The sequence below is a fragment of the Mycobacterium sp. NGS17 genome (assembly GCF_059813205.1).
In genome coordinates this window covers 635,098-661,267 of record NZ_JCALED010000001.1, presented here as the reverse complement: position 1 = coordinate 661,267, position 26,170 = coordinate 635,098, and the positions used below count along the sequence as shown (strand labels likewise).

The 26,170-nt window shown below is 69.2% G+C and carries 22 protein-coding genes; 6 read left to right on the top strand and 16 right to left on the bottom strand.

Going from position 1 to position 26,170, the window contains the following annotated elements; genetic code table 11:
- Positions 1-16: 16 nt before the first annotated feature.
- Positions 17-1,225 (bottom strand): DNA polymerase III subunit delta', encoded by a 1,209-nt coding sequence (locus tag AC5Y7E_RS03235; RefSeq protein WP_499947398.1) that lies wholly within the window; start codon positions 1,223-1,225, stop codon positions 17-19.
- Positions 1,226-1,378: 153 nt separating this feature from the next.
- Between AC5Y7E_RS03235 and AC5Y7E_RS03230 the strand changes: the two genes are divergently transcribed.
- Positions 1,379-3,004 carry an adenylate/guanylate cyclase domain-containing protein gene (locus AC5Y7E_RS03230; RefSeq protein ID WP_499917083.1) on the top strand — a complete coding sequence of 542 codons (1,626 nt, stop codon included), beginning with the start codon at positions 1,379-1,381 and terminating at the stop codon, positions 3,002-3,004.
- Positions 3,005-3,010: 6 nt separating this feature from the next.
- Here AC5Y7E_RS03230 and topA read toward each other — a convergent pair whose 3' ends face one another.
- From topA to cspA, 3 genes are all read right to left on the bottom strand, one after another.
- Positions 3,011-5,821: a type I DNA topoisomerase gene (gene topA, locus AC5Y7E_RS03225; RefSeq protein ID WP_499947397.1), complete on the bottom strand. Its 2,811-nt coding sequence runs from the start codon at positions 5,819-5,821 to the stop codon at positions 3,011-3,013.
- A 213-nt stretch (positions 5,822-6,034) separates the two neighbouring features.
- Entirely contained in the window at positions 6,035-6,634 is a 600-nt protein-coding gene (locus tag AC5Y7E_RS03220; protein ID WP_499917085.1) for a hypothetical protein, read from the bottom strand.
- A 154-nt stretch (positions 6,635-6,788) separates the two neighbouring features.
- A complete protein-coding gene (gene cspA, locus AC5Y7E_RS03215) occupies positions 6,789-6,992 on the bottom strand; it encodes a cold shock protein CspA (protein WP_007166602.1) in 204 nt (67 codons plus the stop codon).
- A 283-nt stretch (positions 6,993-7,275) separates the two neighbouring features.
- On the opposite strand from cspA, the gene AC5Y7E_RS03210 reads away from it, so the two are divergent.
- Both AC5Y7E_RS03210 and AC5Y7E_RS03205 read left to right on the top strand, forming a co-directional pair.
- Positions 7,276-9,657, top strand: a complete 2,382-nt coding sequence (locus AC5Y7E_RS03210; RefSeq protein ID WP_499947396.1) for a DEAD/DEAH box helicase — start codon at positions 7,276-7,278, stop codon at positions 9,655-9,657.
- 252 nt (positions 9,658-9,909) lie between these two features.
- Positions 9,910-10,947 (top strand): PAS domain-containing protein, encoded by a 1,038-nt coding sequence (locus tag AC5Y7E_RS03205; protein ID WP_499917087.1) that lies wholly within the window; start codon positions 9,910-9,912, stop codon positions 10,945-10,947.
- On the opposite strand, the gene AC5Y7E_RS03200 is transcribed toward AC5Y7E_RS03205, so the two are convergent.
- Genes AC5Y7E_RS03200 through ssd form a run of 7 tightly spaced genes read right to left on the bottom strand, consistent with a single transcriptional unit; the run spans position 10,944 to position 15,479 of the window.
- Entirely contained in the window at positions 10,944-11,318 is a 375-nt protein-coding gene (locus AC5Y7E_RS03200; RefSeq protein WP_499947395.1) for an Rv3654c family TadE-like protein, read from the bottom strand. The genes AC5Y7E_RS03205 and AC5Y7E_RS03200 overlap by 4 nt on opposite strands.
- Positions 11,278-11,580 carry a TadE family type IV pilus minor pilin gene (locus AC5Y7E_RS03195; RefSeq protein WP_499947394.1) on the bottom strand — a complete coding sequence of 101 codons (303 nt, stop codon included), beginning with the start codon at positions 11,578-11,580 and terminating at the stop codon, positions 11,278-11,280. Before AC5Y7E_RS03195 ends, AC5Y7E_RS03200 begins: the two co-directional genes overlap by 41 nt.
- Before the next feature lie 23 nt (positions 11,581-11,603).
- A complete protein-coding gene (locus AC5Y7E_RS03190) occupies positions 11,604-11,795 on the bottom strand; it encodes a DUF4244 domain-containing protein (protein WP_499947583.1) in 192 nt (63 codons plus the stop codon).
- Positions 11,796-11,822: 27 nt separating this feature from the next.
- Positions 11,823-12,416, bottom strand: a complete 594-nt coding sequence (locus AC5Y7E_RS03185; protein WP_499917090.1) for a type II secretion system F family protein — start codon at positions 12,414-12,416, stop codon at positions 11,823-11,825.
- A gap of 47 nt (positions 12,417-12,463) precedes the next feature.
- On the bottom strand, positions 12,464-13,261 hold the full coding sequence (locus AC5Y7E_RS03180; RefSeq protein WP_499947393.1) for a type II secretion system F family protein: 798 nt from the start codon (positions 13,259-13,261) through the stop codon (positions 12,464-12,466).
- On the bottom strand, positions 13,258-14,421 hold the full coding sequence (locus AC5Y7E_RS03175; protein ID WP_499947392.1) for a TadA family conjugal transfer-associated ATPase: 1,164 nt from the start codon (positions 14,419-14,421) through the stop codon (positions 13,258-13,260). The genes AC5Y7E_RS03180 and AC5Y7E_RS03175 overlap by 4 nt, the downstream gene beginning before the upstream one ends.
- Positions 14,418-15,479, bottom strand: coding sequence for a septum site-determining protein Ssd (gene ssd / locus AC5Y7E_RS03170; protein ID WP_499947580.1), 1,062 nt, complete (start codon positions 15,477-15,479; stop codon positions 14,418-14,420). The genes AC5Y7E_RS03175 and ssd overlap by 4 nt, the downstream gene beginning before the upstream one ends.
- A gap of 514 nt (positions 15,480-15,993) precedes the next feature.
- On the opposite strand from ssd, the gene AC5Y7E_RS03165 reads away from it, so the two are divergent.
- Complete coding sequence (locus tag AC5Y7E_RS03165; protein WP_499917093.1) at positions 15,994-16,851, top strand: HAD-IB family hydrolase; 858 nt, start codon at positions 15,994-15,996, stop codon at positions 16,849-16,851.
- Between the two features lie 458 nt (positions 16,852-17,309).
- Here the strand turns inward: AC5Y7E_RS03165 and AC5Y7E_RS03160 are convergent, their stop codons facing one another.
- The 5 genes from AC5Y7E_RS03160 to AC5Y7E_RS03140 are packed head-to-tail and all read right to left on the bottom strand — an operon-like array spanning position 17,310 to position 23,152.
- Positions 17,310-18,068, bottom strand: coding sequence for a Fic family protein (locus AC5Y7E_RS03160; RefSeq protein ID WP_499947391.1), 759 nt, complete (start codon positions 18,066-18,068; stop codon positions 17,310-17,312).
- Positions 18,069-18,072: 4 nt separating this feature from the next.
- Positions 18,073-19,689, bottom strand: coding sequence for a dipeptide ABC transporter ATP-binding protein (locus AC5Y7E_RS03155; protein ID WP_499947390.1), 1,617 nt, complete (start codon positions 19,687-19,689; stop codon positions 18,073-18,075).
- 48 nt (positions 19,690-19,737) lie between these two features.
- On the bottom strand, positions 19,738-20,601 hold the full coding sequence (locus AC5Y7E_RS03150; protein WP_499947389.1) for an ABC transporter permease: 864 nt from the start codon (positions 20,599-20,601) through the stop codon (positions 19,738-19,740).
- The gene (locus AC5Y7E_RS03145) at positions 20,594-21,520 is read right to left on the bottom strand and encodes an ABC transporter permease (RefSeq protein ID WP_499917097.1); all 927 of its coding nucleotides are present in this window, start codon (positions 21,518-21,520) and stop codon (positions 20,594-20,596) included. The genes AC5Y7E_RS03150 and AC5Y7E_RS03145 overlap by 8 nt, the downstream gene beginning before the upstream one ends.
- A 3-nt stretch (positions 21,521-21,523) precedes the next feature.
- Positions 21,524-23,152 carry a peptide ABC transporter substrate-binding protein gene (locus tag AC5Y7E_RS03140; RefSeq protein ID WP_499947576.1) on the bottom strand — a complete coding sequence of 543 codons (1,629 nt, stop codon included), beginning with the start codon at positions 23,150-23,152 and terminating at the stop codon, positions 21,524-21,526.
- Positions 23,153-23,235: 83 nt separating this feature from the next.
- On the opposite strand from AC5Y7E_RS03140, the gene AC5Y7E_RS03135 reads away from it, so the two are divergent.
- Both AC5Y7E_RS03135 and acs read left to right on the top strand, forming a co-directional pair.
- Complete coding sequence (locus AC5Y7E_RS03135; protein WP_499947388.1) at positions 23,236-24,051, top strand: LppU/SCO3897 family protein; 816 nt, start codon at positions 23,236-23,238, stop codon at positions 24,049-24,051.
- Positions 24,052-24,211: 160 nt separating this feature from the next.
- Positions 24,212-26,161: an acetate--CoA ligase gene (gene acs / locus AC5Y7E_RS03130; RefSeq protein WP_499947387.1), complete on the top strand. Its 1,950-nt coding sequence runs from the start codon at positions 24,212-24,214 to the stop codon at positions 26,159-26,161.
- The last annotated feature ends 9 nt before the right edge of the window (positions 26,162-26,170 follow it).

Genomic DNA, 26,170 nt, shown 5'->3' with positions numbered 1-26,170 from the left:
GGCGGGCACCACGAAATCAATCGCGCAGTTCCTGGCCGATGGTGGCGACCATGGCGTCGACGGCGAACTTCGGCTTGACGTTGATCGCCAGCGCCTCGCGGCATTCGAGCACCGCTTCGATGCAGCGCAGCAGCCGCGCGGGTGGGGCGTGGGCGGCCAGCGCCGCGACCCGTTCAGCCATATCGGGATGGTTGGCCCGCACCGCGTCGGCGTTGGCCGACGTCATCAGCGCGTCCCGGAAGTAGGTCGCCAGGTCGATCAGCGCGCGGTCCAGGGAATCTCGCGAGGCCCGGGTCTGACGCGACTTCTGCCGTCGCTCAAGGTCCTTCAGCGCTCCGGCCGCGCCGCGCATCGCGCCCGCGGTGCCCTTGCCGGTGCCGCCGGCGCCCAAGGCCGTGCGCAGCTCTTCGGTCTCGGCCTCGGCGCGGTCCGCGGTCAGCACGATGGCCTCGGCTTCGGCCGCCGCCACCAGCTCTTCGGCGGCGGCGTAGGCCCGCGACGGGGTGGCGGCGTCGCGCACCAGCGTCAGCGACCGCTCCCGGCGCGCGCGGGCCTCGGGGTCGGTGGCCAGCCGTCGCGCCCGGCCCACATGGCCACCGCTGACCGACGCCGCCCAGCTCGCCGTGTCTGGTGTCAGGCCGTCGCTGTCGACCAGCACGTGCGCGATCGCCTCGGTCGACGGCGTCACCAGCGCCACATGCCGGCACCGGGAACGCAACGTGATGGCGATGTCCTCGGGATCCACCGACGGCGCGCACAGCAGGAACACCGTCGACGGCGGCGGTTCCTCGACCACCTTCAGCAGGGCGTTGGCGGCGCCTTCGGTCAGCCGGTCCGCATCCTCGATCACCACGATCTGCCAATGGCCGGTGGCGGGCCGCCGCGACGCGATCTGCACGATCGAGCGCATCTCGTCGACGCCGATGGACAGGCCTTCGGGGATCACCCGCCGCACGTCGGCGTGGGTGCCGGCCATGGTCGTCGTGCACGCGTGGCAACGCCCGCAGCCCGGCTCGCCGTCGGACGTGCACTGCAGCGCGGCCGCGAAACACAACGCCGCCACCGAGCGTCCGGAACCCGGCGGACCGGTGATCAGCCACGCGTGTGTCATAGTCCCGGCGGCCACCCCGCTGTGCGCTGAGTCACCGCGAGCGGCGTGGGCGGCCGCCAATAGCTCGGCCGTCACCGCATCCTGGCCTACCAGCCGCGTAAACACCCCGGACATCACCGGTAACAGTAATGGCGCTGCCGACAGATACCGAACGGCCACCGTACCGCGACCATTCCGTTATCTTCGACGTCGTGGCGGGCCCCGGGCCGCCCGCCGAGATCGGTATTAAGTTTCCGAAGGGTCACCGGTGACCGATACGGTGGGTTGGTGACAACGGCGGCGGCACTACCGGGGCGGATCAGCGCATTCGTCCGCTGGGTGATGCGCACGCCGTGGCCGCTGTTCTCGCTCAGCATGCTGCAGGCCGACATCATCGGCGCACTGTTCGTGCTCGGCTTCCTTCGCTACGCGCTGCCGCCCGAAGACCGCATCCAGTTACAGGACCTGCCAGTCCTGAACGTGGCGATCTTCGCCACCGCGCTGGTCGTCGTCTTCCTCACCGGACTGGCCCTGACTCTGCGGCTGCTGCTGCCGGTGTTCCGGTGGCAGCGCCGCGACAACATGCTCGCCGAGGCCGATCCCGCGGCCACCGAACTCGCCCGCAGCCGGGCGCTGCGAATGCCGTTCTACCGCACCTTGATCAGCATCGTGGCCTGGGCCATCGGCAGCGTGGTGTTCATTATCGCCAGCTGGTCGGTGGCCAGATACGCCGCTCCCGTGGTGGCGGTGGCCACCGGGCTGGGCGCCGCGGCCACCTCGATCATCGGGTACCTGCAGTCCGAGCGGGTGCTGCGGCCGGTCGCGGTGGCCGCCCTGCGCAGCGGGGTGCCCGAGAACGTCAAGGCGCCCGGGGTCATCCTGCGCCAGATCCTGACCTGGATGCTGTCCACCGCCGTGCCGGTGCTGGCGATCGTGCTGGCGGTGGTGGCCGACAAGATCTCGCTGCTGCATGCGACGCCGGAGAAGTTGTTCACCCCGATCCTGTTGCTGGCGGTGGCGGCGCTGGGCATCGGGTTGATCAGCACGCTGCTGGTGGCCATGTCGATCGCCGACCCGCTGCGCCAACTGCGCTGGGCGCTCTCGGAGGTGCAGCGCGGAAATTACAACGCGCACATGCAGATCTACGACGCCAGCGAGCTGGGCCTGCTGCAGGCGGGCTTCAACGACATGGTGCGCGACCTGTCCGAGCGGCAGCGACTGCGCGACCTGTTCGGCCGCTACGTCGGTGAGGACGTGGCCCGGCGGGCGCTGGAGCGTGGCACCGAGCTGGGCGGCCAGGAGCGCGATGTCGCGGTGCTGTTCGTGGACCTGGTCGGCTCCACCCAGCTGGCCGCGACCCGCCCACCCGCCGAGGTCGTCCACCTGCTCAACGAGTTCTTCCGGGTGGTCGTCGAAACCGTCGGCAAGCATGGGGGTTTCGTCAACAAGTTCCAGGGCGACGCCGCGCTGGCCATCTTCGGCGCGCCGATCGAACATCCCGACTCACCCGGTGGGGCGCTGGCCGCGGCCCGGGAACTGCACGACGCGCTGCTGCCGGTCATCGGTTCGGCGGAGTTCGGCATCGGGGTGTCCTCCGGGCGGGCCATCGCCGGCCACATCGGCGCGCAGGCCCGCTTCGAGTACACCGTGATCGGGGACCCGGTCAACGAGGCCGCCCGGCTGACCGAGCTGGCCAAGCTCGAACCGGGGCACGTGCTCGCGTCGGCGATCGCGGTCAGTGGGGCGCTGGACGCCGAAGCCCTGTGCTGGGATGTCGGCGAGGTCGTCGAGCTGCGCGGCCGCCGGGCGCCCACCCAGCTGGCGCGCCCCGTGCACCTGGCCGACACGGATTCCGCGCCCACGCAGGTCCGGGCCCAGGAGATGTCCGGTGAGACCATCGGCCCGGGCTACTGAGCCGGGCTAGCTGCGCTTGGCGGCCTTCTTGGCCGCGGCCTTCTTGGCCGGGGCCTTGCGGGCGGCCTTCTTCGCGGGACGCTTGGCCGGACCCCGCGCCCGGCGGTCGGCCAGCAGTTCCGCGGCGCGCTCGTCGGTGATGGAGAGGACGTCATCGCCCTTGCGCAGGCTGGCGTTCGTCTCACCGTCGGTGACGTACGGCCCGAACCGGCCGTCCTTGATCACCATCGGCTTGCCCGTCGCCGGGTCGGCGCCCAACTCACGCAGCGGCGGCGCGGCGGCGCCTTGCCTTCCGCGGCGTTTGGGTTCGGCGTAGATCTTCAGCGCTTCCTCGAGGGTGATGTCGAACATCTGCTCCTCGGTCGCCAGCGAGCGAGAATCGGTGCCGCGCTTCAGGTATGGGCCGTAGCGGCCGTTCTGCGCGGTGATCTCCTCGCCGGAGGCGGGGTCGACGCCGACCACCCGCGGCAGCGAAAGCAGCCGCAGCGCGTCCTCGAGCGTCACCGTCTGCAGGTCCATGGTGCGCAGCAGCGAACCGGTGCGAGGCTTGGGGCCCGTGGGCTTCTTGCCCTTCTTCGCCGGCGCGGCGTTGCCGTCGTCGTCGGGCGGTGGCTCCGGCAGAACCTCGGAAACGTATGGCCCGTAGCGCCCGTCCTTGGCGACGATCTCGTGGCCGGTGTTCGGGTCGACCCCGAGCACGCGACCCTCTTGCGGGGTGGCGAACAGCTGCTCGGCCACCTCCAGCGTCAGCTCGTCGGGGGTCAGCGAATCGTTGAGGTTGGCCCGCTGCGGTTTCAGTTCGCCGCTGGGATCATCGGGGTCGCCGGCCACCATGCGTTCCAGGTACGGCCCGTTCTTGCCCACCCGCACGTACACCGGCCGGCCCTGCTCGTCGTCAAAGAGCCTGATGGAGTTGACTTCTCGAGCGTCGATGCCCTCCAGGTTGACGCCGACCAGTCTCTTCAGGCCACCGGAGCGGGCCACCGAGTCGGCCACCCCGTGCTCGCCGCCGAAGTAGAAATTGTTGAGCCAGTCGGTGCGCCGTTCCTGTCCCGAGGCGATCGCGTCGAGCTCGTCTTCCATCGCGGCGGTGAAGTCGTAGTCGACCAGGCGGCCGAAATGTTGTTCCAGCAAACCGGTTACGGCGAACGCCACCCAGGACGGCACCAGCGCGCTGCCCTTCTTGTGCACGTAGCCGCGGTCCTGGATGGTCTTGATGATCGAGGAGTACGTCGACGGACGGCCGATGCCCAGCTCTTCGAGGGCCTTGACCAGTGACGCCTCCGTGTAGCGCGCCGGCGGGTTGGTGGCGTGGCCGTCGGGGGTGAGTTCGAGGGCGTCCAGCCGCTGGCCCTGGGTCAGCTGCGGCAGCCGACTCTCGGCGTCGTCGGCCTCGCCACCGGCCAACTCGTCCACCGTCTCCACGTAAGCCTTCAAAAAGCCCGCGAAGGTGATGGTGCGACCGCTGGCCGAAAACATTACGTCCCGGCCGGCTGATTGGCCGTTGATCCGCAGGCTCAGCGTGGTGCCGCGCGCGTCGGCCATCTGCGAGGCCACCGTGCGTTGCCAGATCAGCTCGTAGATGCGGAATTCGTCGCCGTCGAGCTCGCGGCGCACCGCGTCCGGCGTCGCGAACGTCTCACCCGCGGGCCGGATCGCCTCGTGGGCCTCCTGGGCGTTCTTGACCTTGCGTGTGTACTGGCGCGGCGACGGGGAGACGTATTCGGCGCCGTAGAGCTGGCGCGCCTGGGTGCGCGCGGCGTTGATCGCCGACTCCGACAGCGTCGTGGAGTCGGTACGCATATAGGTGATGTAGCCGTTCTCATAAAGCCGCTGGGCGATGCTCATCGTGCGCTCGGAGGAGAACCGCAGCTTGCGGCCGGCCTCCTGCTGCAGCGTCGAGGTCATGAACGGCGCGTACGGGCGCCGGGTGTAGGGCTTTTCCTCCACCGACGCGACGGTGAGCTGCGCGCCGCGCAGGCCAGCGGCCAGCTGCGTCGCGCTCGCCTCGTCGAGGATCGTCACCTCGTCGGCCTTGCGCAGCTGCCCCAGCGAGTCGAAGTCGCGGCCGGTCGCCACGCGCAGGCCGTCGACGCCGGTCAGCCGGGCGGTGAAGGCGGGCGGTTGTGCCGTCGGATCGGACACGCTGGCGTCCAGCTTGGCCAGGATGTCCCAGTAAGAGGCGCTGCGAAACGCCATGCGGTCGCGTTCCCGCTGCACGATGATGCGGGTGGCCACCGATTGGACCCGGCCCGCCGACAGCTTGGGCGCGACCTTCTTCCACAGCACCGGGCTGACCTCGTAGCCGTACAGGCGGTCCAGGATGCGCCGGGTCTCCTGCGCGTCGACCAGGTCGATGTCGAGGTCCCGGGGGTTTTCGGCGGCCTCGAGGATCGCCGGCTCGGTGATCTCGTGAAACACCATCCGCTTGACCGGAATGTTCGGCTTGAGGGTTTCCAGCAGGTGCCAGGCGATGGCCTCGCCCTCGCGGTCGCCATCCGTCGCCAGGTAGAGCTCGTCGACGTCCTTGAGTAATCCCTTGAGCTCGGTGACCGTGCTCTTCTTCTCGGGGCTGATGATGTACAGCGGTTCGAAGTCCGCGTCGACGTTGACCCCGAGGCGGGCCCAGGGCTCCGACTTGAATTTGGCCGGCACGTCGGCCGCGGCCCGGGGGAGGTCGCGGATGTGACCGCGCGACGATTCGACGATGTACCTGGAACCCAGGTAGCTGGCCAGTTTGCGCGCCTTGGTGGGCGACTCGACGATCACGAGCCGCCGCCGGCCGCTGCCGGTGTCCTTCAGTTTCGGGTCAGCCAACTGCCCTTACGCTCCATCCCTGATTGGTCCCCCCACGAGACCACCTGCAGGAAGAATGACAGGTCGGCATCGAAAATTCCGGTGAAACTCAGGTACGCGACCGTTCCTTCGCCCTGCGGCACCTGACAATTTCGCACCCTTGGGCGCGCCCACGCAAACTGACCTTCGCGACAACGACGAAAAGCCGACGCGATTTCGGGCGCCATCTGCTGGCTAAACGCGCGGCCACCGCGATAACGCCTCGGCGCCCTCGGGGGGCTCCCCCACGTTTTCTACCAGGCGCGATAGCCGACGGCGTCCGCTGATCCGCAGCGCCGGCCGACCGCCGCGGGTGCCGATCAGGGTGGGCGCGATCCCGACGCGCATCAAAGCCGACGCCAGCGGGGAGTGCGTGTCCGGCGCGTGGGGATCCAACGCCAGCAGGTAGTGCTCGCCCTCCGGGTTTCCGGCCGCCAGTGTCCACGCCCGCAGCTCACGCGGCCCGGGCAGCCAACGCGGCGGCACGGTCTTGACCGCACCGCGCGTCCATTCGGTGGCCAGCGTCCGCAATGACGGGTCCACCGCCGTCCGCACCAGCGGGGTGTCCTCGTCGGTGCGGCTGATCTCCGCGACCAGGCCGGCCTCCCGGATCATCTCGGCCAGCCCGGAGGCCCGCCAGGGCTGATCCACGACCACGGACAGCCGGGCACCCCCGACGGGATTCTCACCGGTGGTACCCACGGTGACGATCTGCCCGGACGCCGCCAGCACCCCGGAAAGATCGGCGACCGCGGGCGGCACCGACTCCGCTGTGAAGAAGGAAAGCTGGCTCACGCCCCCGACAGTAGGCCAGCGGGCCCGTCCGCGTCTTGAGGCAACCGGCGCGGCGTCCGGGGCACACGTGCTCGCGGCAGTACAAGAGGAAACCCCCCGGCGTGACCCGCTGGGCGGGTCTGCACGGGGGGTATCCGTTCAGGTCTGCTCTGTCTTAGACGGAGCGGACTCCGGTGGCCTGGGGGCCCTTAGGGCTGTGGCCGATCTCGAACTCGACCTTTTGGTTTTCTTCGAGGGTGCGGAAGCCCGAACCCTGGATCTCCGTGTAGTGGACAAACACATCAGCGGAACCGTCTTCGGGAGCAATGAACCCGAAGCCCTTCTCCGCGTTGAACCACTTCACAGTTCCCTGTGGCATCTCTCGATCTTTCCTTTTCTTCTGGGTGCGGGGCATCGCCTTTCGATGCCCCGGGCCTGGTACGACCGCTTACCTCGCTGAGTCGCCGGAACTTCACCCGACCAATTAACCTCGCAGGAACCGCGGCCGCAACGTCGATCCTGCGAAAGTTTGACACGAACACAGAAGCTGCGACCGCAAATAGTCAACCATGTTCATCGCGTTGGCGACAGACTTGTGTCTCCCGCCGATTCGAAGGCCTATTGCGGGGCCGATTTCACGACGGATTCACGGAAGGAGTGAGATGGCGAGCTTCGGCAGCGACCTGCTTGCCGCCGCACTCGCCGGAACCGCGTCAGACGAGCATCCGCTGCGCCATGTCGCCGAACTGCCACCGCGCAGCGGCCGCCCGCTCGATTGGCCGGCCTGGGCCGAGGCCGACGTGGTCAGCGCGTTCGCCGAACGCGGGATCACCTCACCCTGGTCGCATCAGTTCGCGGCCGCGGATCTGGCGTACGCCGGACGTCACGTGGTGCTCAGCACCGGTACCGCCTCGGGCAAGTCGCTGGCCTACCAGCTTCCCGTCCTCAACGCGTTGGCGACCGATCCGCGGGCCAGGGTGCTCTACCTGTCACCGACCAAGGCGTTGGGCCATGACCAATTGCGGGCCGCGCACGCGCTCACCGCGGCCGTTCCGCGGCTGCATGACGTCGCGCCCACCGCCTACGACGGTGACAGCCCCGCCGACGTCCGGCGCTTCGCGCGGGAACGTTCGCGGTGGTTGTTCTCCAATCCCGACATGATCCATCTGTCGATTTTGCGCAACCACGCCCGCTGGGCCGTTCTGCTGCGCGGGTTGCGATTCGTGATCGTCGACGAATGTCATTACTACCGTGGAGTTTTCGGCTCCAACGTGGCTATGGTGCTGCGCCGCCTGCTGCGGTTGGGCGCCCGTTATTCGTCCTCGCCGACGGTGATCTTCGCCAGCGCCACAACGGATTCGCCGGGCGCGACGGCCACCGAGCTCATCGGCTTGCCGGTCGAGGAGGTCACCGAGGACGGTTCGCCCCAGGGCGCCCGGACGGTGGCGTTGTGGGAGCCAGCGCTGCGCGCCGATTTGACCGGCGAGAACGGCGCGCCGGTGCGCCGCTCCGCCGGTGCCGAGGCGGCGCGGGTGATGGCCGACCTGATCGCCGAGGGCGCTCAGACGCTCACGTTCGTGCGGTCGCGCCGCGCCGCGGAATTGACCGCGCTGGGCGCCCGGGCCAGGTTGGACGACGTCGCGCCGGAGCTGTCGCCGACCGTGGCGTCGTATCGGGCCGGCTACCTCGCCGAGGACCGCACCGCGCTGGAGCGCGCGCTGGCCGAGGGCCGGTTGCGGGGCCTGGCCACCACCAACGCGCTGGAACTGGGCGTGGACATCGCGGGGCTCGACGCGGTGGTGCTCGCCGGCTTCCCCGGCACGGTCGCCTCGTTCTGGCAGCAGGCGGGCCGGTCCGGCCGGCGCGGGCAGGGCGCCTTGGTGGTGCTGATCGCCCGGGACGATCCGCTGGATACCTATCTGGTGCACAACCCGGCCGCACTGCTGGACAAGCCGGTCGAGCGGGTGGTGATCGACCCGGCCAACCCCTACATCCTGGGCCCGCAGCTGCTGTGCGCGGCAACCGAACTACCGCTGGACGAGGCCGAGGTGCGCGCTTTGGGCGCCACTGAGGTGGCCGACGGCCTGGTCGACGACGGGCTGCTGCGGCGGCGCGGCGGCCGGTATTTCCCGGTGCCCGGCCTGGAACCCCATGCCGCCGTGGACATTCGAGGCTCGGCGGGCGGCCAGATCGTCATCGTCGAGGCCGATACCGGAAGGCTGCTGGGCAGCGCCGGCGCCGGGCAGGCACCGGCCACCGTCCACCCCGGCGCGGTGTATCTGCATCAAGGCGACAGCTACGTGGTCGACTCCCTGGACCCCGAGGAGGGCATCGCGTTCGTGCACGCCGAGGACCCCGGTTACGCGACGTTCGCCCGCGAGATCACCGACATCGCCGTCACCGGTACGGGCGAGCGGTTGGCGTTCGGCGCGGTCACGTTGGGTCTGGTGCCGGTCAGGGTCACCCACCAGGTGGTGGGCTATCTGCGTCGCAGGCTCTCTGGCGAGGTGATCGACTTCATCGAGTTGGACATGCCGGAACACACCTTGGCCACCACGGCGGTGATGTACACGATCACCCGGGACACGCTGCGGCGCAACGGCATTGAGGACACGCGGATCCCCGGAGCGTTGCACGCCGCCGAGCATGCGGCGATCGGGCTGCTGCCGCTGGTGGCCAGTTGCGACCGCGGGGACATCGGCGGCTTGTCGACCGCCGTGGGGCCCGATCCCCTTGGTTTGCCCAGCGTCTTCGTCTACGACGGCTATCCGGGTGGCGCAGGATTCGCCGAGCGGGGCTTTCGTCAGGCCCGCACCTGGCTGGGTGCGACAGCAGCCGCCATCGAAGCATGCGAGTGCCCGCGGGGGTGCCCGTCGTGCGTGCAGTCCCCCAAGTGCGGCAACGGCAACGACCCACTCGACAAGGCGGGCGCGGTGCTGGTGCTGAAGCTGGTCCTCGCAGAGTTGGCGCAGGGGCCACGGGAGCACAAACCCGCCGATGACGACCGACCCCTCGACGGTCGATTCACCGGGTTTGTCTTGTGACGCCTACGCCAAGAACGCATTTCCTGCTGCTCAAGAAATGGCGGCGTGCTGTCGCACGGATCAGGAATGACTCGGTTGTGCGCCGCCCACAATCCCGACGATGCGGGCGCAGCAGCAAAAGTTACCAAGGCCGCGACGGCATCGCAAGCACCGGCGACGCGGCTCGGCGGGTGTGGATGCCTGCGGGCTTGGGCACCGGCGAAACCGCCGGCACTCCCCTGGGCCGGTCTGCTCACCGGTAAAGTCGACCGCATGGCCCACGACTGGTTGCTCGTGGAGACGCTCGGGGGTGAGCCCACCGTTGTGGCGCAGGGCCGTCAACTCAAAAATCTGGTGCCCATCACCACCTTCCTGCGCCGCAGCCCGTATCTCGCCGCGGTTCGCACGGCGATCGCCGAGGCGGTGCAGACCGGCCAGGCCCTGACCAGCATCACGACCAAGCGGGACCGCATCATTCGCACCGAACCGGTGGTGATGTCCGACGGTTTCATCCACGGCGTGCATGTCTGGACGGGCCCCGCCGACGTCGAGCCGCCCGAGCGGCCGATCCCGGGGCCGTTGAAGTGGGACCTGACGCTCGGCGTGGCCACCGACACCCGGGAGTCGCTGCTCAACAGCGGGAAGAATCCCGAGGTAGAAGTCACGTTCGGCAGGGCGTTCGCCGAGGACCTTCCGTCGCGTGAACTCAATCCGAACGAAACCAAGGTGCTGGCCATGGCGGTCAAGGCCAAGCCCGACCAAACCCTGTGCAGCACTTGGGATCTCACCGACTGGCGCGGTGAGTCGATCCGGATAGGTTTCGTCGCACGCACGATTCTGGAACCGGGGCCCGACGGCCGGGAGCACTTGGTGGCGCGGGCGATGAACTGGCCGTCCGAACTGAAGGGCCCGGAGGTCTCGACCGACGTTCTGGCGCAACGAATCCTCAGCGGGCTGGCCCAGGCCGGCGTGCACCGCGCACTGATCGACCTCAACACGTGGGTTCTGCTGAAATGGCTCGACGAGCCCTGCCCCTTCTACGACTGGCGCAGCAGCGAGACGGGCAAGCCCCGGGTTCATCCCGACGACCACGACCTGATGGCCACCATGACAAGGGAATTCAGCGGGGGCGCAACCAGCCGGGTGCTGCGGATGCCCGGGCACGACGGTGATTGGGTGCCGGTGCACGTCACCGTCAACCGCGTGGAACTGGAACCGGATACGTACGCCGGACTGGTGTCGCTGCGGCTGCCCACCGACGACGAGCTGGCCACCGCGGGATTGTCGCCCAGCCCCGACGCCGCGCCCTAGCCGGATTCCCCGGTCGCCGGCCCCGCCCGCGCCGCGGCCCTCGCCGCGCCGCCGAAGGCGACCGCTACCCGGGCGGTGACGACGACATCGAGACCGTCGACGACACAGCGAATGTCGTCGGTACGCATCTGGCGGGCCACGCCGGCGGCTGTGGCGCAGGCAGCATCCGCCCCGGAACCCAACCGCGCCGCGGCCGCCAACGCGGCCAGGTCGGCCACCGCCTGGGCGCGGTGCCGTGCCACGACCGCCGAGCCCAGGTAGGCGCCGGCCCCGGTCGCCGTCAGCAGCACCACGATCATCCAGGCCGCGACCAGGGTGGCCGACCCCCGCTCACCGGCCCGGCTCGGCCGCCGAGACCGCTCTGGCCGCAATGTCGATGGTGGGCAACAACTTCGAATGCGCGACGACGGTGGCCACCAGGAAATCGCCGTCGCGCCGCAAGTCGACTCGGGCACCGCCGGGCGCGAGCCGGCGCGCCGCGGCCACGCCCGAGCGTTGGTCGCCGCGGGCCGCCAGCCGGGCGGCTTCGCGGGCAGCGTCGACGCAGCGCACCTGCATCGATACCGCGGTGACACCGGCCAGGCACAGCACCAGCACCACCACGAGCGCGGCGATGCCCAGTGCCGCCTCCACCGTGCTGGCGCCCGCACTGGCGACTACACCTTGGTGTTGAGCGCACGACCGATGATGTTGGTCAGCGCGGAGACGATGGAGTCGCCGGTGACGACGGTGTAGAGCACCGCACCGAAGGCCGCCGCCGCGATGGTCCCGATGGCGTACTCGACGGTCGACATGCCCGACTCGTCGGCCACCAGGATGACGGCACGTGCGCAGAGGCCGCGAATCATGTTGATCACCAATGTCTTCCCTTCGTTTCACAGCAGGCCCGACTGCAGAACTTCACCGGCCAAGCCGGCCACCACCGGGACGATGCCCAGGCAGATGAACGCCGGCAGGAAGCACAGACCCAACGGTCCGGCGATCAGTACGCCGGCCCGCTCGGCGGCCGCGGTCGCCGCGTGCGCGGCGTCCTGGCGAGACTCCTCGGCCAACTCGGTGACGCCATCGGCCAGCGCCGCCCCCGAGGACGCCGAACGCCGGGCCAGTCGCAGCAGCGCGTCGATGTGCGGGTCGGCCGGATCCTGCGGGCCGGGCGGAATCGACCATGCGACAGCGGGATCGGCGCCCAGCGCGAGCAGGTCGGCGGCGCGGCGCAGCACCCTGGCCAGATCCGGAGGTGCGGACGGGGCGGCGGCCGCCGCGGCCGTCGACACCGCCATGCCCGCCCCCAGGCACACGGCCAGCACGTCCAGACAGGAGGCGACCGCCAGCGGATCCGGGCCGGGCGCCGCCGCCGGGCCCCGCAAGGGCCGACCGCCGCGCACCGGCATCGCGGCGCGGCGGCTCGCCAGCGAGGGGCCCGGACCGATGCAGAGCGCCGCGGCCAACAGCACCGCTGCGAAATTCATGTGGCACGCCCCTCCTCATCGCTTCGCTTCGGATCGCCGACGCGCGCTCACGACGCGACCCGGTCGGCGATGCGGTCCGACCACAACAGACCGATGCAGGCCAGCGCCGAGCCGACGAGCAGCAGCCACCCGCCCGCGCGCCCGCCCAGCAAGAAGCTCAGTGGCCGGGCCCCGATCAGTTGGCCCAGCAGCACGCCGAGTACCGGCAACGCTGCCAGTATCGCCGCGGTTGCCCGCGCGCCGGCCAGGCTCGAGGACACCCGGGCCGAGAACCGTTGCCGCTCAGCGATATCGCGCTGAGCGGCACGCATCAGGGTGGCTATTCCCAGCCCGTTGTCGCTGGCCAGCCGCCAGCACAGCCCGAGCCGCTCCCAATGCATGGGCAACGCCGAGTAACGGGCCGCGGCGGCCAGGCCGGCCGCGACGTCGGCCCCCAACCGGGCCCGCGCCGCCACCGAGCGCATTGATACCGCAACCGCACCGGCGCTGTCGTCGGCGGCGACGCAGAACGCGCGCACCGGATGCGAGCCGGCCCGCAATTCACCGACCAGCACCTCGAGGGCGGCTTGAAGCGCGTGGCCCTCGGCTGTGGCGCGCCGTCCGCGCCGTCGTCGCCGATACCGCAGTCCGGCAGTCGCGCCGACGACAGCGGCGCACAGGACGGTCGTCAGCGGCAGCACGATCATGGCGATGCAGCCGACGCCCGCGGCGACGCAGCGCGCCCCACGAAGCCCGACCGGCGGGAGCCAACGCTGCGGTGACGGCGACAGTCGCCGTCGCGGGGAGGGCCGGACGACGATCAGCGCCAGCGACACCAGCAGAGCGCCGGCCAGCGGGCCGTTCACGCCGATATCCTGCCGCGCAGCAGGCGCTGCAGTTGCGGGGCGGCATCCGTCATGCCCTGGTCCGCATGCCAGACGGTGACCGCGCGAACCTGCCCTTGATCCTGTTGCAGCGCAGCGATTTCGCTGAGCCGCCGCCGCCCGCCGCGGTCGCGCTCGACGTGCAGCAACACCTGCACGGCGGCGGCGAGTTGGCTGTGCAGTGCGGCACGATCCAGGCCGCCGAGCGCACCCAACGCCTCGAGGCGGGCGGGAACTTCGCCGGGGCTGTTGGCGTGCACGGTGCCCGCGCCGCCGTCATGGCCGGTGTTCAGCGCGGCCAGCAGGTCCACCACCTCGGCGCCCCTGACCTCGCCGACCACGATGCGGTCGGGCCGCATCCGCAGCGCCTGCCGGACCAGCTGGCGTACCGGAACCTCGCCGACGCCTTCGATGTTGGCGCATCGGGCGACCAGCTTCACCAGATGCGGGTGGCGCGGCGCCAGCTCCGCGGCATCCTCGACGCAGACGATCCGTTCCGTTGGCGCCACGGCGCCCAGCATCGCGGCGAGCAGCGTCGTCTTTCCGGCCCCGGTCCCTCCGCTGACCAGGAATGCGAGCCGGGCTTCGATGATGTCGGTGACCAGTGCCGCGGCTACGGGCTCGATCGCACCCGCGGCGATCAGGGCCCCCAACTCCTGACTGGCGGGCCGCAGGACGCGCAGCGAAATGCAGGTGCCCGCGGCGGCCACCGGCGGCAACACCGCGTGCAGCCGCACCGCGAAGCCGCCGGGGCCGATGCCGGTCAGCTCGCCGTCCACCCAGGGCTGCGCGTCGTCCAGGCGACGGCCGGCGGCCAGCGCCAACCGCTGCGCCAGCCGCCGCACCGCCGCTTCGTCCGGAAAACGAATCTCGGTGCGCCGCAGGCCCGTGCCGTCGTCGACCCACACGGCATCCGGCGCGGTGACCAGGACATCGGTCGTTCCGTTTGCGCAAAGCAGCGGATCGAGGATGCCGGCACCGGTGAGTTCGGTCTGCAGCACCCGGAGGTTGGACAGCACCTCGGTGTCGCCGAGCATCCCACCGGACTCGGCCCGGATCGCGGCGGCCACCACCGCCGGCCCCAGCGGGCCGGCCTCGCCGGCCAGCCTCTCCCGGACACGTTCGATCAGCGAACCGCTCACGTCGCCTTGCCGTTCTGTCCCGCGCGTCGCCGCGCACCGGCGGGCGGGAGCACGCCGAGCACTTGATGCGCCGCCACCGCGAGCGCCGAGCGTCGCCCTAGCCGCAGACCGCCGCGGTCGATCTGCTCTGCGAGTTGGGGCTGCGCTTTGATCGCCGCCAGCAACGGCAGGCCCGCGATCTCGGCGATCTCGACCGCGCGCAATCCCGCAGGCGAAGGGCCCCGCACCACCAGACCGATATTGGGGTTCATCGACGCCAGGACCGGACCGAGCGCACCGGTCGCCGCGCATGCCCGCACGTCACAACGGCTGACGACGACCACCAAGTCGGCGGCGTTCAGTGCGGCTTGGGTCGCGTCGGTGAGACGACGGGGAAGGTCGCAGATGACGGTGACCGCGCCGCGCCGGCCGGCGTCGACGATGGCGTGCACCGGCCCGGCATCCAACTCGTAACCGCGCCGCGTGCCGGACAGCACGCTGACTCCGCGGTGCCGGGGCAGCGCGTCCCGGACGGCCGACCAGTTGAGCCGCCCGCCCTGCAACGCCAGATCCGGCCAGCGCAGCCCCGGCGCGGTTTCGCCACCGAGCAACAAGTCGAGGCCGCCGCCCCACGGGTCGAGATCCACCAACAGCGCGTCGGCGGCGGCCTGAGCCAAGGCGACCGCGAACAAGGAGGCGCCGGCTCCGCCGCAGCCCCCGATGACAGCGACGGCGTGGCCGCGCGACCCGTCGTCGCGCGACGATTCGGCGGCCTCGGCGAGTGCGCGGACCAAATCCGCTTCCTGGACGGGCAGCCGCAACACATGCTCGGCGCCGACCTCGACGGCGGCCGCCCACGTCGTCGCATCCGGTTCGAGCAGCGTCAGCACGGTCACGTGATCGCGGCGCGGCAGCGCCCAGCGCTGGCAGCGCGCCGCCGCGCGTGCATCCAACGCGACGGCCGCGGCCGCCGCCCAACTCTTGCGGCTGACCGGAGAGGCGTCACTGGCGTGCACCACACGGACGCCGGCGGCCGCCGCCACCCGGTCCAACTCGGCGCGCATCTCGGGCTCGGCCAAGACCGCCAACACACCCACCGAACCCGCCGCATCAACTCCGGAACCGCTAGCCACCCGACCACTGTGCGCGGTGGTGACCTTGGCACGACAGTCCCAAACGCGGATTTGTGGATAGAGACGCGAGTGTGCACAAAGGCATCGCAAAGGCATCGCAAAGGCATCGCAAGCGCACGCCGCCAGCGACGACCCACACAGTTTCCCGCAACGCACCGAGAGCCGAGCTCGGCGCCGCGCGCCGAGAAAACCGACCGTAGAAATGGGACGACCCCCGCCAGGGGGGGAGGAGGCGAGGGTCGTCGTGTATCAGCCCCGGGGGGTCGGGCTGATACACCCTCGGCGCAGGCCGAGTAATGCTTACTATACACATGACAAGCCGTAGTAACGCAAGAGCGCATTTGCTGAAAAAACAGCTTGAGCCGCGTAAACACGGCGCGTCGCGCCTCCCTATCCGCTGAGCGGCCCTTTTGCGGTGCGGGGTCGCCGCCACGCGCAATCACCGACCTATGCTGGGTCGGTGACCGTCTTCGACCCCACCGCGGAGCAGTCGGCCTCGGACCCATCAGCGGCAACCACCGCCCCCCACGCGCGCACGGCGGCCTTCTTCGACCTGGACAAGACGATCATCGCCAAGTCCAGCACCCTGGCCTTCAGCAAACCGTTTTTCAATCAGGGCCTGCTCAATCGCCGCACCGTGCTCAAGTCCAGCTACGCCCAGTTCATCTATCTGCTCTCCGGTGCCGATCATGACCAGATGGACCGGATGCGCGCCCACATGACCAATATGTGCACCGGCTGGGACGTCGAACAGGTCAAGTCGATCGTCAACGAGACGCTGCACGACATCGTGACTCCGCTGGTGTTCGCCGAAGCCGCCGACCTGATCGCGGCCCACAAGCTGTGCGGGCGTGACGTCGTGGTGGTGTCGGCCTCGGGGGAAGAAATCGTCGCCCCGATCGCCCGTGCCCTGGGCGCCACCCACGCGATGGCAACCCGGATGGTGGTCGAGGACGGTCGGTACACCGGCGAGATCGCGTTCTACTGCTACGGCGAGGGCAAGGTCCAAGCGATCCGCGAACTGGCCGCGCGCGAGGGCTACCCGCTGGAACACTGCTACGCCTACTCGGACTCGATCACCGATCTCCCGATGCTCGAGTCCGTCGGGCACCCCAGCGTCGTGAATCCCGACCGCGGGCTGCGCAGGGAAGCCGTGGAACGCGGGTGGCCCGTCATGTCCTTCTCCCGGCCCGTGTCCTTGCGCGACCGCATACCGGCGCCTTCCGGCGCCGCCATCGCCACGACGGCTGCGGTGGGTGTCAGCGCGCTGGCCGCCGGCGCGGTCACGTATTCGTTGTTGCGCCGCTACGCGTTCTGAGCCGCGATTCACGGAGGAGCAAACTCCTTGAACGCGCAACCCAAAACGGATTCGGCGCTATTCGCAATTGGGCCTTGCTGTGCTGGGGGTCTAGTAGTACAAAGGAACCACGGAAGCCCGGTGAGGCCAAGGTCGAGCCGGAAGAGAAGGTTCGTTCTCCCGACCCGGGCGCCCAGCACGGTGCTCGGCACCCACGCGGAGTCATAGCCGCGAAAATGGCAGAAGTGTTGCGGGCCTGCGAAATTGCGAAATGCGGAAGGTACTGACGGCCCTTTGGGTGGGGTCGCAACCGTAAGCGTCGTGAGATCGCCGAGGCCAACCCACGCAGCCCAGAGATGCACGCTTGGTAACCGAGTCCCGTGCTAGCGGGCGGCGGACCGAACATTCGGAACGTCGCCCGCTCTGCATTTCTGCGGCCGTTTCCGGTGGCGCTTTCCCGGCAGCGGCCACCGCCTCAGCTATCTGTCAGACATCGAGTCGGCGATCGACACGGCCTCTTGCGCACCGGCTTTCATCGCGCGGCAACACAGCACCAGCCAGGCTCCCACACCGTGCGGCGTGCCTTCGGCGAACTTCTGTGCGGCGTCGCGATACGCGGCGGGTTGGCGCATCCAACTGACCTCGGGAACCCCCAATCCATGTGGGTCAAGTCCGCTGGCGATGGTGACCAATCGTGCTACCGCGCGCGCCACGACGCCGTCCGCGCTGCCGAATGGCTTGAGTGCCAGCAGTTCTCCGTGCGCGACGGCGGCGATCACCGGGGCCGGAACTTGGGTACGGCCACCCACGATGTCCGCCAGCAGTGCCAGACGCGCCCCCACCTCGCCGTCGGGGCGTGGCCGGCCCAGTCGATCCTCGTCGGCCAAGTCCGCAGCGGCCAGCATGTGCAAGCGGGCCAGCGCCTGCAAGGGTGCCCGCTCCCAGGTCCGCACCAACGGGCCCTCGCCGCCCTCCAGCTCCTGGGCGACCCGCAGCGCTCCCCCGAACACCGGATCACTGACCTGCCCGGCGTCCGCGAGATCCTCCAGCTGAACGGGGCCACCGTCCAGCACCGACGACGCGCGCGCCGCCCGCAGCGCCGCCTCGGCGGCGGACACCGGCCACCCCCGAAGGTTGGCGCGGTGGCGGTGGGCACGCCCCAGTGCGTCGCGGGCGCGGTCACTGGCCTCGGCGACGCCGGGCAGTTCCATCAGGGGGGCCAGCGGGTCAGCTGTCACAACTTCACAACCTATCCCCGTCGGATTCCGGCGCACGCGGGATGGCGTCCAGCAACTGCCGGGTGTATTCGTGCGCGGGGTCGCTGAAGAGGCGCTCGGTGGGCGCGTGCTCCACCACGCGGCCGGCCCGCATGACCAGGACGTCGTCGGCGATCTGCCGGATCACCGCCAGGTCGTGGCTGATGAACAGGTAGGCCAGGCCCAGTTCGGCCTGCAGCTCGGAAAGCAGGTCGAGTATCTGCGCCTGCACCAACACGTCGAGCGCCGACACCGCCTCGTCGCAGACCAGGACGTCGGGCCGCAACGCCAGCGCCCGCGCGATCGCAACACGCTGGCGTTGGCCGCCGGACAGCTCACGCGGCAACCTGCTCAGCACCGACGAGGGCAGCGCCACCTGGTCGACGAGTTCGCGCACGGCCTTCGCGCGGCGCCCGCGGTCACCGACGCGGTGAATGCGCAGCGGCTCCTCGATGGCGCGAAACACCGAATACATGGGATCGAGGCTGCTGTAAGGGTTTTGGAACACCGGCTGCACGCGCCTGCGAAAAGCCATCATCGCGTCCCGGTCCATCCCGTCGGAGATCGAAGTGCCATCGAAAACGACTGCGCCCGAAGTGGGTTGCAGCAGACCCAGCGCCATGCGGGCCACCGTCGACTTTCCGGAACCCGATTCACCGACGATGGCCAGGGTGCGGGCTCGCTGCAGCCGGAACGACACCGCGTCGACGGCGCGAAACTCGCCACGTCGCCACGGCGCGCCGTGCGAATCCCGGTAGACCTTGGTGAGGTCCGAGGCGACGAGGATGTCGTCGGTTCGGGGGGCAGCCGGCCGGCTCCCGCGGGCCAGTGACGGGGCCGCATCCACCAACCGCTGCGTGTACTCGTGCTGCGGATCGCGCAGAATGGCCTGTGCGGCGCCGGATTCCACTACGACACCGCGGTGGACGACGACGATCCCCTCCGCCCGCTCGGCGGCCAGCGCCAGGTCGTGAGTGATCAGCAACAGCGCGGTCCCCAGCTCGGCGGTGAGGCGCGCAAGATGGTCGAGCACCTGACGTTGCACCGTGACATCGAGGGCCGACGTCGGTTCGTCGGCGATCAGCAGCTGCGGGCGGCCCGCCAGCCCGATGGCGATCAGCGCCCGCTGGCACATGCCGCCCGACAATTGGTGCGGATATTTACCGGCCTGCTTCGCCGGTTCCGGCATGCCGGCCTCGGCGAGCAGCTCCACCGCCCGCCGTCTGTCCCGACGGCCATTGGTGTTGGCCCGCAACGCTTCTGAGATCTGAAAGCCGACCTTCCAGACGGGATTGAGGTTGGTCATCGGGTCCTGGGGCACGTAGCCGATGCGACGCCCTCGGATCGACCGCAGCAACCGCCGATCGGCGGAGGTGATGTCGAGGCCGTCAAAAGTGATGCGGCCGGCCGTGATTCGGCCGCCGGGAGGCAGCAGCCCGAGGATCGCGGCGGCCGTGGTGGACTTCCCGGATCCCGACTCACCGACCACGGCGACGGTCTGCCCGCGCTGGACGCGCAGGTTTACCCCGGCGACCGCGGGAGTGTGGTCGCCGAACCTGACTTCCAGGCCCTCAACCGTCAACAGTGGCTCACGCGTGGTCATGCGCGCCACTCCTCCTCATCGCTTCGCTCTGCATCGTCGCCGGCGCAGTCATGGGTGCCTCGCCCGCGAGGCGGGATCCAGAGCGTCGCGCAGGGCGTCGCCCATCATCATGAACGCAAGCACCGTCATCGCCAGTGCACCGGCGGGATAGAACAGGATGGGCGAACCGGCGCGCAGTCGCGTCTGGGCGAGGTTGATGTCGCCGCCCCACGACACCACCGACGTGGGCAACCCGACCCCGAGGTAGGACAGCGTCGCCTCGGTGACGATGAAAGCCCCCAACGCGATCGTGGACATCGCGATCACGGGCCCCACCGCGTTGGGCAGCGCGTGTCGCAGCAGCGTTTGAAACCTGCTCAGCCCCAACGCTTTGGCCGCCAGCACGTAATCACTGGCCCGCACCTCCAGCACCGCACCGCGAGCGATCCTGGCTATCTGCGGCCAGCCGAACAAGGCCAGGATGGCGATCACCGTCCACACCGTGCGGTGGTGCAGAACCTGCATGAGCACGATCGCCGCCAGCAGCAGTGGCAGGCCGAAGAAGATGTCGGTGACGCGAGAGACGACGGCGTCCAGCCAGCCGCCATAAAAACCGGAAAACGCGCCCAGCGCCCCGCCGATGACGAAGACCAGCAGAGTCGCGCCCAGCCCGACGGTCACCGACGCCCGCGCCCCGTAGATGGTGCGCGTGTAGATGTCGTGACCCTGCAGGTCGGTGCCGAACCAGTGCGCCGCCGAAGGGCCGCGCAGGCTTTGGCTCGGGTCGGCGTAGCTGGGGTCGGCGTGAGTGAACAACGAAGGGTACAGCGCGACAAGGAGAATGAGCAGGATCAGCACGGCGGCGACGATGAACTTCGGGCGGCGGTGCAGCTTCCGCCACGTCTCACCCCAGAAGCCGGAATGCTCAGCCATAGCGGATCCTCGGGTCCAGCGCCGCATAGAGCAGGTCCACCGCCAGGTTGGTGACCAGATAGATCAGGACCAGAACGGTCACGATCGACACCACGGTCGGTGCTTCCTGCCGGGTGACCGCCTGATAGAGCACGCCGCCGACACCATGAATGTTGAAGATGCCCTCGGTGACAATGGCGCCCCCCATCAGCGCCCCAAGGTCGGCGCCCAAAAACGTCACGACCGGGATCAGCGAGTTGCGCAGGATGTGCACGGTCACCACCCGTGGCCGCGACAACCCCTTGGCGGTGGCGGTGCGCACATAGTCGGTGTGCGCGTTGGCGGCCACGGCAGACCGAGTCAACCGTACGACGTAGGCGAATGAAACGGAGCCCAAGACGATTCCGGGAAGCAGCAGGCGCGCGAATGTCGCCCGCTCGCCGACGGTGACCGCCGCGATGCCCAGCTTGACCCCGAACAGGAACTGGGCCAGAAACCCCAGCACGAAGATCGGGATCGCGATGATGATCAGCCCGGTGAGCAGCACCGTGGCATCGAAGAGCCCCCCTTGGCGCAGCCCGGATACCACGCCGAACCCGACGCCGAGCACCGCCTCCACCACCAAAGCGATCAGCGCGAGCCGGAGCGTGACTGGAAACGCATGTGCCAGAACGGCACTGACCGGTAACCCGGAATACGCGCGGCCCAGGTCGCCGTGCACAACGCCACCCAGGTAGCGCAGGTACTGCACGATGAACGGATCGTCGAGATGGTAGCGCGCCCGCAGCGCGGCGGCCACCGCCGGCGTCAGCGGCCGGTCCCCGGCGATGGCGGCCAGGGGGTCGCCGGGCAGCAGGAACACCATTCCGTAGATCAGCAGGGTGGCGCCCAGGAAGACCGGCACCATGACGGCGATCCTGCGCGCGACATACCAGCCCATGCCTTAACCCTTGACGAGGTTCTCGTAGTCGGGAAGCCCGTTCCAGGTGACCTTGACGGCGCTGATCTCCGGCGACCACCCGACCACCGCGATGTAGTACCACAGCGGTACGGCGGGCATGTCGTGCAACAGGATTCGTTGGGCGACGTTGACCAGCACGTCGGCCCGCCGTAGGTCGGGAGCCGCCTCGGCAGCGGCCAGGCCGGCGTCGAACTGGCGGCTGGAGTATCCGACGTCATTGGATCCCGCGCCGGTGGCGTACAAGGGGGCGAGGAACTCGATCATCGACGGGTAGTCGCCTATCCAGCCGGCCCGGAAGGCGGTGTCGATCGTGCGGTTGGTGATCTGCGTGCGAAACCCGGCGAAGGTGGGCTGTGGCGCGCCGACGGCGTCGATGCCCAGCACGTTCTTGATGCTGTTGGCCACCGCGTCCACCCACTCCTGATGGCCGCTGTCTGCGTTATAGGCGATGGCGTACCGCCCGCCCCACGGCGAGATCGCGTTCGCCTGGGCCCAGAGTTGGCGCGCCCGTTCGGGATTGAAGTCCAACCCGTCACTGCCCGGAATGTTCGGGTCGAAGCCCGGCAACGAGCTGGCGGTGAAGTCGCGGGCGGGGCTGCGGGTGTTGTTGAAGATCTGCTGACATATCTGCGGGCGGTTGATCGACGCGGACAACGCGAGCCGGCGCAGCCGGCCTTCCTCGCCACCGAAATGCGGCAGCCGCAGCGGCGTGTCGAGCGATTGGCTGACGGCGACGGGTCCGCTCGCGGCGTTGCCGCCCAGGTCACGCTTGTAGATCGTCAATGCGCTCGACGGAATCGTGTCCAGCACATCGAGATTGCCCGACAGTAGGTCGGCGTACGCGGTGTCCAGGTTTGCATAGAACTCGAACCGCAGGCCCTTGTTGCGGGGTTTGCGATTGCCGTGGTAGTCCGGATTGGGCCGCAGATCGATTCGGACGTTGTGTTCCCACGCCGGCCCGTCGGGGCCGTCGGCGAGCTGGTACGGGCCATTACCGATCGGGTGCTGCCCGAAAGCGCTCATGTCCCGAAAGGCCGCCTGCGGCAGGGGATAGAACGCGCTGTGCCCCAGCCGCAACGTGAAGTCGATGGTGGGCGCCTTCAGCCGGACGGTGAACTCCCGGTCGTTGATCACCCGTAGGCCGGACATGGTGGTAGTCGTTGGCTTGCCGTCGGCGGTCAGCCCGGCGACGGCGTCGTAGCCGTCGATGGGGCTGAAAAAGCTCTGCTGCAGTTGGGCATTGGTGCTCAGCGCGCCGTAGTTCCAGGCGTCGACGAAGGAATGGGCCGTCACCGGCGAGCCGTCGGTGAAGCTCCAACCGGGTTTGAGGATGATCCGGTAATTGACGTTGTCGGTGGTCTCGACCGACTCGGCCACCTCCGGCGACGGATTGCCGGCGGCGTCGTAGGACATCAGCCCGGCGAACAGCCGATCGAGGATCCGGCCACCCAGGCTGTCGTTGGTGCCGGTGGGAATCAGCGGGTTCGGCGGTTCCCCGCCGTTGACCACCACCAGATCCGGGCTGAGGACGCCGCCACCGCATCCGGCCAGCGAGGCGACCGCCAACAGGGCGGCGCCGACCGGGGCCAGCAAGGCCACCGGTATCCGCATCCGCCACATGACCCCGACCCTAGGGCCTGAAGTCGTACGACGGTGAAGTGCCCGGCACGGCGTCGCCAACTTAGAATTCAGCCGTGACTGTGGCGTATCTGGCCTCGGACGAATCGGCGGTGCGGGCGGGTCGTTTGATGTTCTCCCTCGGTGTGCCGGCAATTGGATTGGTCTGCCTGGTTATTGGGCTGGTGGAGCGCTCGCGCCGCCGCCGGCGGACACCCGCCTACCCGCCGCCGCAGTATCCCCCCGGTTACGCCTATCCGCCACCGCCGGGCTACCCGGTTCCGCCGTATCCGGCCCATTTGGGTTACGCGCCGGGTCATCCGCCGCGGCCGCGGACGCCGAAGTCGGCCACCGCGCTCATCACCATCGGCGCGGTGCTGCTCGCCCTCGGCATCCTCGGCAACGCCGTGCGGGTGCTGCCGGAGCGCGGCCGCGCAACGCGCACCGCCGACCCGTCTTCCCCGTCTACGGCGGCCGCCGGGCCTCAGATCGGTCAATGCTTCAGTGAATTCGACGTCGGCATGGGCTCGTTCGACCGACCCACCGACTGCACGGATCCCGTGGCGACCTACGAACTCGCCGCCAAAGGCGGCCCGACAACAATGTGCCCCGATGGGAAACGCGATGACTCCGTCTATTCGCGCCTGACGAACGAATCCCACATCCTGTGTTTCGCCCCCAACCTTCAACAGGGGCACTGCTACCTCAGGACGGACGAGCGTACGACGGCGACGTGGACGCCGGTCGATTGCAACGAATCTCGGTTCGCACGGTTCAAGGTCGGCAAACGCATCGACGGCGACACGGATGCAGCGCAATGCCCGCCCGAAACCAGGGCCAACGCGTACCCCAAGCCCCCCCGCCTCTATTGCTTGGCGATCGTCGACTCCTGAGCCGCTCAGCACGCGGTGATCGGGCGCACCTGGATCAATGATCAAGTGTGGGTAGCCGGGCATCAGCACTCGCACAGCCACGCCTCACCCGGCTAGGCTCGCAGTCGGCCAAAGCGTGAGGCCGCTCCCACGGCGCAGTCTCGACACAGGAGAGAAGCCAGTGACCGCCACCAATTCCGCGGGCCCGTCGTCGTATCCGCCGCCGGCGCAGTTCGCCGAGCAGGCCAACGCCGGCGAGGAACTCTACCGCGAGGCCGAGGACGACTGGTTGGCGTTTTGGGCTGAGCAGGCCAATCGGCTCGCGTGGGCGACGCCGTTCACCGAGGTGCTGGACTGGTCCGACGCGCCGTTCGCCAAGTGGTTCGCCGACGGCAAGCTCAATGTCGCCTACAACTGCGTCGACCGCCACGTGGAGGCCGGGCACGGGGATCGGGTCGCCATCCACTGGGAGGGTGAACCCGGCGACAGCCGCAGCCTGACCTACTCCGACCTGCAGGCCGAAGTGTGTAAAGCGGCCAACGCGCTGACCGACCTCGGTCTGACCGCCGGCGACCGGGTCGCGATCTACCTGCCATTGATCCCCGAAGCGGTGATCGCGATGCTGGCCTGCGCGCGCCTAGGCGTCATGCACAGCGTGGTGTTCGCCGGTTTCACCGCCAAGGCGTTGCGCGCCCGCATCGCCGACGCCCACGCCAAGCTGCTGATCACCAGCGACGGGCAGTTCCGGCGCGGCAAGCCCGCCCCGCTCAAGGACGCGGCCGACGAGGCCGTCTCGGCTGCCGACAGCCCGGTCGAGCACGTGATTGTGGTGCGGCGCACGGGAATTGACGTGTCGTGGAACGACGAGCGTGACCTGTGGTGGCATGACGTCGTCGACGCCGCATCGGCCGAACACACCCCGGAACCCTTCGATGCCGAGCAGCCCCTGTTCCTGCTGTACACCTCGGGAACCACCGGCAAGCCCAAGGGCATCGTCCACACCAGCGGCGGCTATCTGACCCACGCCTCGTACACGCACTACTACGTCTTCGACATCAAGGCCGAAAGCGACGTCTTCTGGTGCACCGCCGACATCGGCTGGGTCACCGGGCACACCTACGGCGTCTACGGTCCGCTGTCCAACGGGGTCACCGAGGTTCTCTACGAGGGCACGCCCGACTCGCCAACCCAGCACCGTCATTTCGAAATCATCGAAAAGTTCGGCGTGACAATCTATTACACCGCACCCACGCTGATCCGCACGTTCATGAAGTGGGGACGCGAGGTTCCTGACGCGCACGACCTGTCCAGCCTGCGACTGCTGGGGACGGTCGGTGAACCGATCAATCCCGAAGCGTGGCGCTGGTACCGCAAGGTGATCGGCGCTGAGAGCCTCCCGATCGTGGACACCTGGTGGCAGACCGAAACGGGCGCCACGATGATCTCCCCGCTGCCCGGAGTCGCCGCGGCCAAACCCGGTTCGGCGATGAGGCCGCTGCCGGGCATCTCGGCCAAGATCGTCGACGACCACGGCGATGAGTTGACGCCGGTCGTGCACCAGGGCGAACACATCACCGGCTATCTGGTCCTGGACCGGCCGTGGCCGTCGATGCTGCGCGGCATCTGGGGCGATCCGGAACGATACGTCGAGACCTACTGGTCCCGGTTCGCCGAGCAGGGCTGGTATTTCGCCGGCGACAGCGCCTATTACGACCGCGACGGCGCCGTCTGGGTGGTGGGCCGCATCGACGACGTGATGAACGTGTCGGGGCACCGGCTGTCGACCGCCGAGGTGGAGTCGGCGCTGGTCGGCCACGCCTCGGTCGCCGAGGCGGCGGTGGTCGGGGCGACCGACGCGACCACCGGCCAGGCCATCTGCGCGTTCGTCGTCCTGCGTGGCGATCACGAAGTGCACGACGGGATCGTCGACGAATTGCGCGTCGAAGTGGCCCGGGAGATCTCACCGATCGCCCGCCCGCGCGAGGTCCACGTGGTGCCCGAGCTACCCAAGACCCGCAGCGGCAAGATCATGCGCAGGCTGTTGCGCGACATCGCCGAAAACCGCGAATTGGGTGACACCTCTACGCTGCTGGATCCCGACGTGTTCGACGCGATCAGGGCCGCGAAGTAGTCGCTGCCT